A 13976-nucleotide genomic window follows, 5' to 3' on the forward strand; every position below is an offset into this window, starting at 1 on the left:
GCATCTCCCTTAATAACGCGGCGGGCGCTTGCGCAGCAGGCGCGACGCTTCCCGTTCGAACATGCCCAGCGCCTTGGCCGGGGTCAGCTGGCCGGACAGCGCGCCCGGCATGAACTTGGACGCCATCGACTGCACCGGCCCGGCCGCACCCATGTACCAGCCGCCCGGGTCGTAGACGACGCTGCGCGCCGCCTCCGCATACAGCGCGTTGGGCATCAGCGCGCGCGCCGCCGCCGATTCGGCGACGGGCCGGTAAGCGGGCACGTGGCCGCCCTCGGCCCAGCCCATCGAGTGCCGGCTGACCCAGGCCATGAAGGCGAGCACCGCGCGCACTTTCTCAGGCGGCATCGGGCGGCCTTCGTTGGACGGAATGGCGAACGCGTGCGAGTCGGTCCAGACGCTGGCATCCTGGTACAGGCGCGGCAGCGGCACGATGCCGTAGTCGAAGCCGAGCGTGCCGGCCTTGCTTGCGCGCACCAGTTCCGGCACCTCCCACACGCCATTGATCATGAAACCTGCGCCGCCGCCCATGAACTGGCTGGTCGAGGCCGGGTAGTCCAGGCCCGCGGGGGCGTAGCCGCGCGTGAACCAGGCGCTGACCTTGGCCAGTTCCTCGACGCCGGCACTGCCATAGGCGAAGCGCCCGTTCTCGATCAGCGGCGCCTTGCGCTGGGCCAGCAACGACAGCCACAGGCGCCAGATCGCATACGAGCCCTGCCCCGACTCCATCGCCAGCCCGGCCTTGCCGCTGCGCTCCTTCACGCCGCGAAAAGCCGCGGTGAGCGCCTCGTAGCCGACGATCGGGGTCAAGCGCCCGGCGCCGTCGAGCAGCCCGGCCTGCCCGGCCACGGTCTTGTTGTAGTACAGGACCAGCGGGTGCAGGTCGAGCGGAATCGCGTAATGAAAGCCGCCGTAGCGCGACTTTTCCCACTGGCGCGGGAAGTAATCGCCGCCCCTGATGCCGGCCGCCGCCAGCTCCGGCTCGCCCATCGGACGCAGCACCCCGCCGCCGGCCAGGTTGGGCAGGCGCGACAGGTGCACGGTGGCGATATCCGGGCCTTCGCCGACCACGGACGAGGTAATGAGCTTGGTATAGAAAGGCTCGCCCCACTTCAGCGTGGTGCTGACCACCCGCACCTGCCCCTGGCTGGCGTTGAACTCGTCGATCAGGGCCCGCATGCGCGCGCCGTCGCCGCCGCTGAGCAGCGTCCACAGCCGAACCTGGACCTGGCCCTGGGCCCGCACGAGCGGCGGCGCGCCCAGCGTCCCGAACAGGATGGAAGCTGCGAGAAAATTCCTGCGTTGCGTCACATTGCCTCCATGTCTGCTCAGCGCGCCTGGGTCGGGCCCCGTACCAGCGGCTTGCCGTCCACCCAGTCGAGCTTGTCGATGTAGAGGACGCGCCGGTCGCCGCGCTTGCCGTCCGGCTTGAGTTCCCAGGAATGATAGGCGATGTAATCCTGCGCGCCGACGCGGAACACGCCCTGGTGCCCCGGCCCGAACAGCCCGGTTTCCTTGGTGGTTTTCAGGAAAGGCGCGTCGCCGACCGGCTGGCAGGGCCCGAGCGGCCCGGCGCATTGCGCATAGCCGGCGGCATAGGTCCCGTCCCCGAAGTCGTTGGCAGAATACAGCAAGGTGTACTTGCCGTCGCGATTGAGCATGGTCGGCGCCTCGATCACCTTGCCCTCCCAGCTGCGGCCGTTGGTCAGCAGCCTGGTCGGCTGTCCGACCAGGCCCAGGCCGTCGGGCCGCAGCTCCTGCGCGAAGATGTGGGTCGGCAGCTTGCAGCAGTTGCCGTCGCTCTTGAAATACAGGTAGAGGCGGCCGCCGTCCAGGAAGGGACTGGCGTCGATGGTGCCGCCCAGCTCCGCCTGGCAGACCAGCGGCTTGCTGGCGGCGTCAACGAAAGGCCCGGCGGGCGAGCCTGACTCGGCCGCGCCGACGCACTGCTTGTCCGAGGCGAGGTCGCGCGCCGTGTAATACAGCACGTAGCGGTTCCCCAGCTTGATGACTTCGGGCGCCCAGACGTGCGGCACTTCCTTGCGCACCCAGCTCGCCAGGGCCGGCATCGCGTCCGGCAGCGCGCGCCAGGCCCGCAAGTCTTTTGACGCCAGCAGTTGCACATTCTTGCCGTTGGCATTTGTCGCATAGGCGTAATAGCCGGCGCTGTCGGCCAGGATGAAGGGATCGGGGAAGTCGCCGATCGGATTCGTCGGCTGCGCAGCCTGGTGCGCACAGCCGCTGGCCAGCAGCGCCGCGGTGCACAGCGCGGCCAGGCGCGCCGGCAGCGCCTTGTTCCTGCCCCGGTCAATCCCAAACAAGTCATGGTTCATGGACAGCGGTCTCCTCGTCGCGCATGATCGTTTGCGCATATGATGCTAGCGATCATGTAAGCGCGGCGCGAGGTTTCCAATAGTTAAGTGCGCGGGACATGTGCCAAGTCCGTATTCAACCCCGCACGCAGGCGAGCTCCGGCATCTGCCACAATGCGCGTACGGCAGCCGCGTTCTTTCCCGTCACAAGCACATCACATCATGTATTCCGAACTCAACCGCGCCTCGATTACTACCCTGGTCGGCGACTTTTATACCGACATCCGGCGCGACAGTGTGCTGCAGCCGATCTTCGACCGCGCCATCGGCGCCAACTGGGAACCGCATCTCGAACGCATGGTCGATTTCTGGTGTTCGGTGATGCTGTCCAGTGGCGAGTTCAAAGGCAACGTATTCCGCAAGCACATGGCGCTTCAGGGAATCGAGATGGAACATTTCCGGCACTGGCTGGGCCTGTTCGAGACGCATGTGCGGCGCCTGTTCGAGCCGGCGGTGGCCGACGAGTTCCTGGTGGTGGCCCGGCGTATCGCCGCCAGCCTGCAATATGGTTATTTTGGCCGCCTCGATGCGGCCTGACTGGAGTCAGCATGAAACCCCTCCCCGCCAATGTCGTCCTCTACAAGACGACGCCGGAGTTCAACCACGAGTCCGTCCCGGCCGGATTGCAGCGCAATCACACGACGGCGGCGGGCGTCTGGGGGCGCATCGTGGTGCACGAAGGCAGCCTGCGCTACGTGATTGAAGAGCCGGAATTCGAAGAGCACCTGCTCGGGCCCGGCAATGCGGGGATCGTCGAGCCACAGGTCGCGCATCATGTGGCAATCGACGGGCCGGTGCGTTTTTGCGTAGAGTTCCACCGCTCCATGCAGTCTGCATAAATTCATCCTCACCCGCCGATATTCCGGAACGGGTCGAGCGCCAGGTCGATCAGGCGGCGTTCCCGCACGACGATCTCCGCGGTCGCCGTCATCCCGTAGCGCAGCGGATAGACCGTCTCCCCTACCTTGTACTGGCTCTGCTCGAGCGACACCCGCCCTTCGTAGACCGGCTGCTTGGTCTGCAGCGACGGTTTCGTGGCTGGCGAAATGAACTGCAGCGTGCCGCGTACCACGCCGTAGCGCTGGTAGGGGAAGGCATTGAATTTGATCTGGACAGGCAAGCCCTCGCGCAGGAAACCCCTGTCATGCTCGGCAATCTCGATCTTCAGGATCGCCTTCGCGTTCTTCGGCGCGATGCCGCCCAGCGGCGCGTTGGCCTGGATCTTGTCGCCGGGCTGGGTCGAGGTGACGCCGGTGATCACGCCGTCGACCGGGGCGACGATCCGCAGGAAATTGTCCTTGTCGATGTTTTCGAAACGGATGCGCGCCGCCGCGTCGGCCACCAGGCGCGCGGTCTGCACCTGGAGCCGCAGCTTGTCCTCGGCATTGGCCACCTCCCTGGCCGCCGCTTCCGCCTGCAGGCGCAGCTTCTCGAGTTCCTGGCCGCTCGTTTCCAGTTCCGACCTGGCCTGCGTCGCTTCCATGCCTTGCCTGGCCGCCAGCTCGGTCATGCGCGCCTGCGCTACCCGCATGGCATTCTCCGCCGCCTGCAGCGCGCTCTTCTTGCTTTCCACCTGAAGCTGGGACACGCCGCCGCCACCGGGCAGCGCGAACAGGCGCGCATACTTGTCGGCTTCGAGCGCCGCCGCGTCGCGCGCGCGCCGGGCGTCCTCGAAGTTGGTGCGCGCCTCCTGCTGCTGCGCAGCCTGGCCCTGGGCCAGCCTGCCGGTGCCCTCGAGCAGCCGGCGCCGGTGCTGGCGCTCCTCGACTTCGGTCGCTTCCTTCAACGCGGCGGCATTGCGCTCCATCAGCGCCTTCTTTTCGGGAAATTCCTTCCACTCCCGCTCGGCATCCTCGAGCTTGAGCCGCGCCTCGAGCGCGTTCCTGGCCGCCTCGATCGCGCCGCGCGCATACAGCCGGGCCACCACATCGCCCTTGTTCACCGGCTGCCCCTCGGCGATGTAGATGTTGGCCAGTTCGCCATCGATCGGAGCGTACAGGCGCCGCACCTCGGACGCCGGCACCAGGCTGCCGTTGGCCGTCACCAGCACATCGGCGTGCCCGAAGAACGACCAGACCAGCGCGGCGACGACCAGCGCGGCCATCCCGTAGACCAGCGCGTTGGTAAAGCGCCAGGGATCGGCGGTCAGGATCGAGATTCCTTCCGCGCTGTGGTCCTCCAGCGCCTCGGCCAGTGGCCGCAAGGATTGCGGTTTGATCAGGTCGCGTTTCATGGCCCCCCCTTATACCTGCCCCCTCGCCAGCGCGAGCCGGCGCACGTTGCTCAGTGCCCGCGCATAGGCGTCGCGGTAGGCCGGCACGTGGGTGGCCATGGTCTCGAAGGCGCGCTGGTAGGCATCGTTCCGCTCTTCCCATTGCTTGAGGAATTGCTCGATCCTGGCGCCGTCGCGCGCATCGAGGGGCGGTACCTGCGCCCCGCCCCTGCCGGCCACGAAGGCTTCCAGCGCGACGATCCAGTCGAGCTCGTCCAGCAGGGGCGCGAGCTCCGGGTTGTTGCGCACATGCTGGCGCATGGCGGCCACCTGCCGCGCCGCATTCGCGTACTGGCCCGATTCGATCGATGCCATCCAGGCGGGCAGGTTGGCCTTGAGCAGTGCCTCCGTGCCCAGCGACTTCAGCCTCTTGTTACCCGGGTCGCCTGCCAGCGCGGCATCGGCGCCGGCCGCGGCCTGCGCGTACGCTTTTGAGGCCAGCAGGTTTTCCACCTCGCGCTCGGGGCTGGTGGCGCGATGAATGGCCCACCCCAGCAGGACGATGAGCAGCAGCGCGGCGATCCCCCAAGTGCGCAGGCGCCGTCCTTGCAGCGGCCCCTTGCCGCCGAGCGCCATGTACAGGCCCGAGATCATGGCCGCAGCCCTGCCTTGGGGGCGCCCCGTTGCGTCGTCCTGCGCCTGGCTTGCGGACGCCGCGGGCGCTTGCGGCGTGTCCACCGGCACGGGCGCCGGGTCGACACAGAAGATATCCAGGAACGAATCGGCGGCGGCGACGAAGGTGGTCCGGTCGGCATCCAGCCCGGCCGAGGCCGCCGCCCCATGCGCGACGCCGATCCGCGTCAGTGTCGGGTCGCGCGCAGCCTCCCATTCCAGCCTGGCGCGGTAGACGAAGTGGCGCCCGCCGAACGCGAGGAGGTCGCCGTCGACCAGCGCGACCGCATGTTCGTCGAGGCGCTTGCCGTTCACGAACGTGCCGTTGGTGCTGCCCAGGTCCTCGATGTGGAGTGCGCCGGCCCTGAGGAAGATATGCGCGTGGCGGCGCGACAGGTAGTTCACCTGCGCCGGTTCGGTGTCGCGATAGCGCGCGAAGGTGTCGTCGGCCTTGCTGACCATGAAGGGAAAGTCGGTGACGAAGATCGGCTGCAGGCCGGCCCCGCCCTCTTCCGGGACCAGGGTCAGGCTCGACAGCCTGGCCAGGCTGGCGTGCGGCTGCAGCGCGGCGGGTTCGAAGCGCACGCGGTAGGCGAGCGACTTGCCCAGGCCGAGCACGTCGCCGCTGTGCAGCATGGTAATCGCCTGCCGTACCGCGATACCGTTGACGGTGCTGCCGTTCTTGCTGCCCAGTTCGGCAAAATAGATCGCGCCGTGTTCGCAGAAAATGCGCGCGTGGCGGCGCGACAGGTCGGCGGCGAGTTCCTTCGGGTAGCTGTCGAAGGGCGCTTCCGTGCGGCCGATCGCGAACAGGCTCTCGTGAATATGGATGGGCTCGAGTTCCGGGTGCGAAACGGGCTCGAGCACGATCATGAGCCGGCCTGCCGGCGCAGCGCGCGAAGTGGTGGTCATCGCATCAAGCGCCATCACGGCTCGCTCCGGTTATTCTGTGGCCGCATTGCTCGCCGCATTCTGTACCTGCACTGGCGGCCAGCCCCCGCCCAGGGCCTTGTAGAGCGTCACGGTATCGGACAGGATTTGCTGGTGGTTGGCCAGCAGCGCCAGTTGCGACGCCAGCAGCGTGCGCTCGGCCTCGAAGACTTCCAGCTGCGACACCATGCCTTCCTTCAGCTGCGCCTCCACCTGCGCGGCGACGATGCCGAGCCGTTCCGCTTGCTCCTGCAGCTCGATGCGCTGGCGCCGGTGGGCGTCCAAGTTGACCAGCGCGTTCTCCACTTCCTCGAAGGCCGCCATGACGACGCGCCGATACTCCTGCTCAACCACGCCTGTCTGCGCTTCGCTGGTTTTCAGGCGCGCCTTGACGCTCGGGTCGAAGATCGGGAAGTTGATGCTGGGAAGCAGGCCCAGGGTGAACGACTTGAACAGCGAGCCGAGCGCGAAACTGGAGGTGCCGCCGCGCCCGGTCAGGCTGATCGACGGCAGCTGGGCCAGTTTGGCCTGTCCCACCAGGTCGTAGGCCGCCAGCACGCGGTATTCGGCGGCGACGATGTCGGGCCGGCGCTTGAGCAGCTGGGACGGCAGGCCTTCGGGCACCGTCGGCAGCTGCACGCGCCCCTGCAGGGCGCCGGGTGGCACGGTGAATTCCCCGGCGGGCGTGCCGAGCAGGGTGGCCAGCGCGTTGCCGGCCAGCGCGCGCAGGCGCCCCAGCTCGATCAGGTCGCGGCTCCCCTGGTTGATTTCCGCGCGCTGCTGCAGCACGCGGGTCTGCGGCACCAGGCCCTGCTGCAGCATCGCTTCGTAGGTCGCGAGAATCTCCCGGTTCTTGGCCAGGCTCGCCTGCTGCTGCCGGATCTGCTCGTCGAACTGCAGGATCTGGAAATAGGTCGTCGAGACATCCGACACTAGCGACAGGTATCCCGCGCGCCAGTCGGCCTCGGTGGCCTTGAACTCGGCGGTCTGCGCCTCGACGCCCTTGGCCACGCGGCCCCAGACGTCGATCTCCCAGTTGACCTGGGTGCCGAGATTGAACTGCTTGCTGAATTTCTGCCCGGTGCTTTTCTCGAAACTCGCGCCCGCCCCCGCCTCCAGGGTCGGCAGGGCGCCGGCGCGCGCTTCGCCGATCTGCGCCCCCGCCACGCGGATGCGCGCCGCCAGCACCTTCAGGTCGAAGTTCGATGCCAGCGCGCGCTCGACCAGGCCGTCGAGGTAGGGATCGCGAAACTGCTTCCACCAGTCGGCCGCGATCATCTCGCTCGGAGCGACGGGCAAGCCCTGCTGGCTCGACCACGCCGCCTTCCCCGGGCTGTCGGGAGTCTGATAGGGCTTCATGCTGACATCGGCGCAGGCGCACAGCAGGGCCGCGCCAGTCACCACCGCTGCCGCGCCCTTCCGAAGGCTCCTCCTCGACTTCCCTGGTACCGTCATATGCAAGCTCCCCGGCCAGCCCCGATCATGCGTGGGCGCGCGCCTCCCATCCCTTCGAATCCACGAACACCTTGAACAGCCGTGCATCGAGGTGGCCAACGCGGCATTCCTCGGCGATCAGGTCGAGCGCGTGCTCGACCGGGACGGCCTCCTTGTAGGGACGGTCGCGCGCGGTCAGCGCGTCGAAAATGTCGCTGATCGTCAGGATCCTGGTCTGCAGGCTGATCTCGTCGCCCTTCAGGCCCATCGGATATCCCGATCCGTCGAGCTTTTCGTGGTGGCCATGGGCGATGGCGGGCACGCCGGCCAGTTCGCGTGTCCAGGGAATCAGGATCAGGAAGGAATAGGAATCGGCCACATGGGCCTCGATCTGGCGCCGCTCGTCGGGCGTCAGGCAGCCCTTGCCGATGTTCAGCGCGGCGAATTCGTCGTCGCCGAGCAGGTGGAACTCCCGGTCGTCCAGTCCCGCACAGCGGTGGCTGCGGATCGTGTCGAGGCCGGACACGGGTGCCGTATGCGACACCGACGGCTCGTTGGCGCGCACGATGGTGTCGAGGAAGGCGTCGAGGCGCTCCCCTTCCGCCTGCAGCTCGGCCTCGATGCGCTCGCACGCGCGGCGAAATGCCTCCATGCCGAGCTCGCCCTGCAGGTGCTGCTGCGCGAGGGCGCGCCAGGCATGCCGTTCAAGGCAGGCACGGGCGTAGCGAAAACGCCCCTCGAGCAGGCGCATGTCGGCATGGTGCAGCTTTTTTTCCTTGCGCAGCACGTGTTCGCGCACGCCGACCTTGCCGAAATCGTGCAGCAGCGCCGCATACCGGATCTCGCGCAGCTGGGCCGGGCTGAAGGCCGCGCGCCGCAGCGAAGGATCGTCGGCATGTTCCAGCGCCATGGCCAAGTGTCCGGCGTAGTCGGCGACGCGGAACGAGTGCCCGGCCGTGACGGGGTCGCGTTCCTCGATCGCCTGCACCGATGCGCACACGAAGCCGTCGAGCAGGCCCTTGATGTCGGAATACAGCTGGAAGTTGCGCAGCGCGACAGCGGTCTCGGCGCACACGCCGCTCAGGATTTCGAGATCGGCTTCCTGGAAGGCGTGCGGGTCGGAAGACGTGTCGACCTGGATCAGGCCGAGCACCTCGTCGCCCAGGATCAGCGGCACGCACATGACGCTCAGGATCGCCTGCGCGACGATCGACTCGTGCGCCGCATAGTGGCGGTCGGACAGCGTGTCGACCGACAGCACCGCGCGCTTCTTCACCAGTACCTGGTCGACGATGGTGCGCGAGATCCGCACCTGCGCGGGGTCTTCGATCGCCCCGCCGCGGCGCCGCGCGGCGACGGGGCGCGGCGGGTCCTGCTCGCTGCCACGCAGCATGATGAAGGCCCGCTCAGCCAGCGGGAACAGGTCGAAGATGAAGTTCATGATCTTTTCGATCAGCGTGGCCTGGTCGGTGACTGCACCGAGCGCGATGCTGACCTGGGCCATCGCGTGCAGCCGGTGCACCGTCTTTTCCAGGTCGCTGCGCCCGGCGCGGGCGGGGTCGACCACGGGTGCAAACTGGGTGGCATCGACCGAGCGCGTGATCACGGTGTCCAGGTTGCCGCGCTCGGGCACCATCAGCGAGTGGAAGACCAGTTGCGCCGACGCCAGCGCGAGCTCGTCGCCATCGCGCAGCAGATGCCAGGCGCCCGGCGCAAGCCGCTCGCCGCAGACGAAGGTACCGTTGCGCGAATGCAGGTCTTCGACGAAATAATTGGCCCCGCGGCGCCGGATGCGGGCATGGCGGCGGCTGATGGTCTGTTCGGGAATGCAGATGTACTTGCTCGAGGCCAGCGCATCCTGCTGGTCGCGCCCCAGCACCGCTTCGTCGTGCAGGGGAAACACCGCGGGCCCGGGAGACGGCGCACCCATCCATTCGATATAGGCCCTGACGGGATCGCCGGTCCCCTCAGGGCCGGAGAATGCAGCGGACAATGCGGCCTTCGGTTCCATGACGGCTCACTTGACGGCTCATTTGACCGTGACCGTGATGCGTTTCGACATCACGGGGGGCGTATGCGGGACGTGATTTTCGTCGCCCATCAACAGCTGCAGCGTGTGCTTCCCGGGCGGCAGCTCGATCATCGTCTCGGTCTCGCCGGCGCCGTAGTGCAGGTGGTTGCGGTCCGATGGAATCGGCTGCCCGGCGGGCGGCAATTCGGTGTTGATCAGCAGGTGGTGGTGGCCCGTGTTCTCGAAGCGCACGCCCTTCGGCGCCACGCCCATGTGGCGAAGCCCGAACCACACGCGGAAGGGCTTGCCCGCCGCCAGCACCTGGCCGTCGTTCGGCCAGCCGATGTAGCAGTAGGCGTTGGCGGGAGCGTTCACGGCGTTGGCAACCCCAGCGGTTGCGCCGGAAAGCAGCAGCATCAGGGCGAAGGCGGCGAACGGTGTGCGCATGGTGTTCTCCCTTGGGGCGGCGCCGGGGTATCGTCAGCTAGCGGACCGTGACGGTGATTTTCTTCGACACCACGGGCGGCTTGTGCGGCACGTGGTTCATGTCCCCCACGAGCAATTGCAAGGTGTGCGTGCCGGGTGGCAGTTCAATGCGGGCCTCGGTTTCGCCCGCGCCGAAATGCAGGTGGTTGCGGTCGTTCGGAATCGGTTCCGTCATCGACGGCAGTTCGGTATCGATCAGCACGTGATGATGGCCGGTATTCGGAATGTCGGTGCCCTTCGGCGCCACGCCCATGTTGCGCAATCCCATGCGCAGCCAGAATTTCCCGCCGTTGATGACGGTGCCGTCCTGCGGCCAGATGAAGTAGACCTGGGCATTCGTGGGATTGGGTACAGACTCGGCCGCAGCTGCGGCGGCGGGCGCGGCGATCGCGCCGGCACCGGCCAGCGCGGATTGCAGGACTGCCGCCAACAGCACGAAAAAGACGGTGGTCTGGCGCATGATGGGAAACTCCAGCCGGGGTCGTATGGATGTGCGCATCGATACATCTAAATCTGGCACACTCTCAGTCAGATCGCAAGTCAATTCCTGTCAAAGGCAACACGGACGAGGAGCGGGACATGTGGCACACGCTGTTGAAGGTTTGCGTACTGGTTGGGCCCGCCTTCGCGTGTTGCGGCAACGCGCATGGGCGCGCGCCCGACATGCAGGCGCCGGGCATCGTTCCGAAAGCCAGTCCCGAACAGTTCGAACTGGCGTTCTGGAATTCGATCAAGGACAGCACCCACGCCAGCGATTACGAGGCCTACCTGAAGGCCTATCCGAAGGGGCGCTTCGCGCCACTGGCGCAAGCCCGGATGGCGCGCCTGCGTGCCCCGCCGGCCCAGGGCGCCGCGGCGCAGGGCCCACCGGCGCCGGCTGCCAAAGCGAAACAGGCGCCAGCCAAGCCAGCCGCGCCCGCCTCATCTGGCGCCTCACCTGCCGCCCCACCTGCGGCCGCGGCCGCTACGCCTGCCGTCGCAAAAGCGGGCGCGGAAATCAGGGATTGCCCGGCCTGTCCGGTGCTGGTCGCCATCCCCGCCGGCTCGTTCACGATGGGGAACAATACCAGCGACCCCAGCGAGAAGCCGGCGCACCAGGTCACCATCGCGACACCATTTGCGATCGGAAAATTCGAGGTCACCGTGCAGCAGTGGAATGCCTGCGTGGACGCCCGCGGCTGCCCGGCAATCGCGCAGCCTGCGAATACCCCCCCGAATGCGCCGATGCGCGACCTCAGCTGGGACGACGCCCAGCAGTATGTGAAGTGGCTCGGCACCGCCAGCGGCAAGCCCTACCGCCTGCCCACCGAGGCCGAATGGGAGTTCGCGGCCAGGGGCGGCACCGCGACGCGCTACTGGTGGGGCGAACAAATGGTCCCCGGCAAAGCCAACTGCAAGGATTGCGGCCCTCCCTGGAGCGCCGACAGGCCGGCGGGCGTGGGGAGTTTTGCCGCCAACCCCTACGGCGTGCACGACACCAGCGGCAGCCTGTGGGAATGGGTTAGCGACTGCTGGCACAACAACTTCAAGAATGCGCCCGTCGACGGCAGTTCGTGGGACCAGCCCAATTGCAGGGTGCGGGTGATCCGCGGCGGATCGTGGCGCGAAGGGGCCGCGTATATGGTGGCGTCCACGCGCTTCCGGTATGACGCCAGCGTGCGCCAGTGGCAGAACGGTTTCAGGGTTGCCCGCAGCCTGAAGTGAGGTGATCCCCGCTTCGCTCAGCGGGTAGCGACCGGCAGGAATTCGACGCCGATCTTGCCGGCGCCACTCTGCGCGCGGATCCGCTCCAGGCGTTTCGCAACGTCCGCCAGGTATCCGGCGCCCGGTTCCGACTCGCGCCGCAGCGTCTCGAACAGCGGCGCCGGCGTGGTCACGAGCACGACCACCAGCCCGGCTCCGCTGGACTTGCCGATCGTCCAGTCGCCCGGCCTGCCGATCGTCGCCTTGCGGCCGGGCGGCGCCCGGTTGTCCAGCGCCAGCGCATTCGGCAGCAGGTGGATGACGCCGGCACCGGGTAAATAGGCATCGACCGTCATGAAGGATGCGGCCGCCGGCGTCGTCACCTCGACCATCAGCGAGTCTCCCTCGGCCAGGGCCGCCTTGCCGGCGGCGGCGCCCGCAAGACGAAGGGCCGCGCCCCCGCCCGCCTGCCGGTGCGCCAGCCAGTACGGCGCGAACGTCGAGATCACGGGGCACATGCCGGGATCGACCTCGCGCACATCGAGGTCTACTTCCGGCATGCCGGGCATTGCCAGGAGCCGCTCCCGGACACCGGCGGCGCCCACCGCCTTCGACACGACACCTTGCACCTCGACCCTGTCGGCGCGCACATCGGCGGCCAGCGCCGAGCAGGGAATCCGTGCCAGGGTGGCGGCAATGGCGGGCGCTGCCGGTACGGGCACGGTGGGCGCAGTGGACACCGTCGGCTCGGGCGCCGGTGCGCTTGCCGGCGGCATGGCCGGCGCCTCCACCACGGCCGGCGCGGATGCCTGGCCCCCAGATCCGGTTCCCAGGTAGCGCCCCCCGGCCACCGCCAGCACGCCAATCACAACGATGCCGGCGGCTGTTGCCGCCATGGGACCGTAGCGCGCCTGGAAGCCGCCCTTGCCGAAGTCGGCGAGGAACCGGGCCACCGTGGGCGTACGCGCGTCGCGCTCGAGCGCCAGGGCGCATTTAAGTGCCTGCCACTGGATGCGCCCCAGGTTGGCCGGGCGCTGCGGCTTCATGCCGGTGCCGCGCGCCTGGGCGGAGGACATCCGGTTGAATGGATGGCGCCCGGTCAGCAGTTCGTAGGTGATGCAGGCCAGCGCATAGATGTCGTCGCGCGGGTCGGGTTCGCGCTGCTCCAGCATTTCCGGGCTGGCATAGGCCGGCGTCAAGGCGCCGAGGCTGCCCGGGTCGAACACCGTGGCGTCGGCGTCTGCCTCGGTCTTCTGGAACACGCGCGCGATCCCGAAATCGATGACCTTGACGACGCCGGCGTCGGTCACGATCACGTTGCCGGGCTTGAAGTCGCAGTGGACGAAACCGCGTTCGTGCGCGTAAGCCAGTGCATTGGCCATGCCTGTCACGATGGGCAGCGCCTGCTCGTAGGGCATGCCCGTAAAGCCCGGTGCGCGCAGGACCTGGCTCAGCGGTTTGCCCTGCAGGTATTCCATCGTCAGGTAGACCATCGGCCCGTCGCGGTCGAAATCGTAGACCGACACGATATTCGGATGCGCCAGCGCCTGCGCCTTGCGGGCTTCGCGCTGCAGGGCGATGAGCGACTTCGGGTGGCCGCGGAACTGGACGTTCAGCACCTTGATGGCGATATACGGTTTGCGGTCGGAGGCCTCGAGCTTGCGCAGGTCGAGCGCCTTGTACACCGTGCCCATGCCGCCGAAACCGATGCATTCTTCCAGCACGAAACGGCCGTTCAGCGTTTCGCCGACCCCTTTCACCCGCTCCGGCTCGGTGTCGACCGGTTCGCTCCCCTGGTGCGGCGGCATTGGCGAAGTGTGCAGGCCGGCGTGCGCGCCGGGCCTGGTCTGGACGTAGGTGTCGTCCCCGCCGAGCCGCTGGCGCGCCGCGATCAGGCGCCCGATGCGCTGCTGCACTTCCCGGTAGACATCACCCGGCAAGGGGTGACGTGCGTGCTCCTCGCTCAGCAGCTCGAGCAGGCGGCCGGCGCTTTCCGGGGCGCTCTCCAGCACCCGGTCGAGCTGCGCGAAAAACGCGGGATGCGACAAGGCGCCGCTCTGCAACTGATGTATCGCCTGAGCGAAACTTTCCATGATGTGATTGTTTGGATTTCAAGCCGCCAGCTTGAGACTAGCATGAAGCGGCGGATGATGAAGCCTTTGCGGCACCTCAATCC

At 67.7% G+C, this 13976-nt stretch carries 12 protein-coding genes; 3 read left to right on the plus strand and 9 right to left on the minus strand.

Going from position 1 to position 13976, the window contains the following annotated elements:
- Positions 1–9: 9 nt before the first annotated feature.
- The gene (locus tag ACFPN5_RS11145; protein WP_379783157.1) at positions 10–1311 is read right to left on the minus strand and encodes an extracellular solute-binding protein; all 1302 of its coding nucleotides are present in this window, start codon (positions 1309–1311) and stop codon (positions 10–12) included.
- Positions 1312–1328: 17 nt separating this feature from the next.
- The gene (locus ACFPN5_RS11150) at positions 1329–2333 is read right to left on the minus strand and encodes a glycoside hydrolase family 43 protein (protein ID WP_379783159.1); all 1005 of its coding nucleotides are present in this window, start codon (positions 2331–2333) and stop codon (positions 1329–1331) included.
- 201 nt (positions 2334–2534) lie between these two features.
- Between ACFPN5_RS11150 and ACFPN5_RS11155 the strand changes: the two genes are divergently transcribed.
- Complete coding sequence (locus ACFPN5_RS11155) at positions 2535–2909, plus strand: group III truncated hemoglobin (protein WP_379783161.1); 375 nt, start codon at positions 2535–2537, stop codon at positions 2907–2909.
- An 11-nt stretch (positions 2910–2920) separates the two neighbouring features.
- Positions 2921–3211, plus strand: coding sequence for a TehB family protein (locus ACFPN5_RS11160; RefSeq protein ID WP_379783163.1), 291 nt, complete (start codon positions 2921–2923; stop codon positions 3209–3211).
- A gap of 8 nt (positions 3212–3219) precedes the next feature.
- Here ACFPN5_RS11160 and ACFPN5_RS11165 read toward each other — a convergent pair whose 3' ends face one another.
- The 6 genes from ACFPN5_RS11165 to ACFPN5_RS11190 form a co-directional block, all read right to left on the minus strand.
- On the minus strand, positions 3220–4605 hold the full coding sequence (locus ACFPN5_RS11165; protein WP_379783165.1) for an HlyD family efflux transporter periplasmic adaptor subunit: 1386 nt from the start codon (positions 4603–4605) through the stop codon (positions 3220–3222).
- Between the two features lie 9 nt (positions 4606–4614).
- Positions 4615–6183, minus strand: a complete 1569-nt coding sequence (locus ACFPN5_RS11170; protein WP_379783225.1) for an FHA domain-containing protein — start codon at positions 6181–6183, stop codon at positions 4615–4617.
- 15 nt (positions 6184–6198) lie between these two features.
- On the minus strand, positions 6199–7641 hold the full coding sequence (locus ACFPN5_RS11175; RefSeq protein ID WP_379783167.1) for an efflux transporter outer membrane subunit: 1443 nt from the start codon (positions 7639–7641) through the stop codon (positions 6199–6201).
- A 25-nt stretch (positions 7642–7666) separates the two neighbouring features.
- On the minus strand, positions 7667–9631 hold the full coding sequence (locus tag ACFPN5_RS11180) for an HD domain-containing phosphohydrolase (RefSeq protein ID WP_379783169.1): 1965 nt from the start codon (positions 9629–9631) through the stop codon (positions 7667–7669).
- An 18-nt stretch (positions 9632–9649) separates the two neighbouring features.
- The gene (locus tag ACFPN5_RS11185; RefSeq protein ID WP_379783227.1) at positions 9650–10048 is read right to left on the minus strand and encodes a DUF4399 domain-containing protein; all 399 of its coding nucleotides are present in this window, start codon (positions 10046–10048) and stop codon (positions 9650–9652) included.
- 67 nt (positions 10049–10115) lie between these two features.
- On the minus strand, positions 10116–10577 hold the full coding sequence (locus ACFPN5_RS11190; protein WP_379783171.1) for a DUF4399 domain-containing protein: 462 nt from the start codon (positions 10575–10577) through the stop codon (positions 10116–10118).
- Between the two features lie 119 nt (positions 10578–10696).
- Here ACFPN5_RS11190 and ACFPN5_RS11195 point away from each other — a divergent pair, with 119 nt between their 5' ends.
- Positions 10697–11821 carry a formylglycine-generating enzyme family protein gene (locus ACFPN5_RS11195; protein WP_379783173.1) on the plus strand — a complete coding sequence of 375 codons (1125 nt, stop codon included), beginning with the start codon at positions 10697–10699 and terminating at the stop codon, positions 11819–11821.
- A 17-nt stretch (positions 11822–11838) separates the two neighbouring features.
- Here the strand turns inward: ACFPN5_RS11195 and ACFPN5_RS11200 are convergent, their stop codons facing one another.
- A complete protein-coding gene (locus tag ACFPN5_RS11200) occupies positions 11839–13893 on the minus strand; it encodes a serine/threonine-protein kinase (RefSeq protein ID WP_379783175.1) in 2055 nt (684 codons plus the stop codon).
- Between the last annotated feature and the right edge of the window lie 83 nt (positions 13894–13976).

It is taken from the genome of Massilia niabensis (assembly GCF_042655085.1).
Taxonomy (GTDB): domain Bacteria; phylum Pseudomonadota; class Gammaproteobacteria; order Burkholderiales; family Burkholderiaceae_D; genus Telluria; species Telluria niabensis.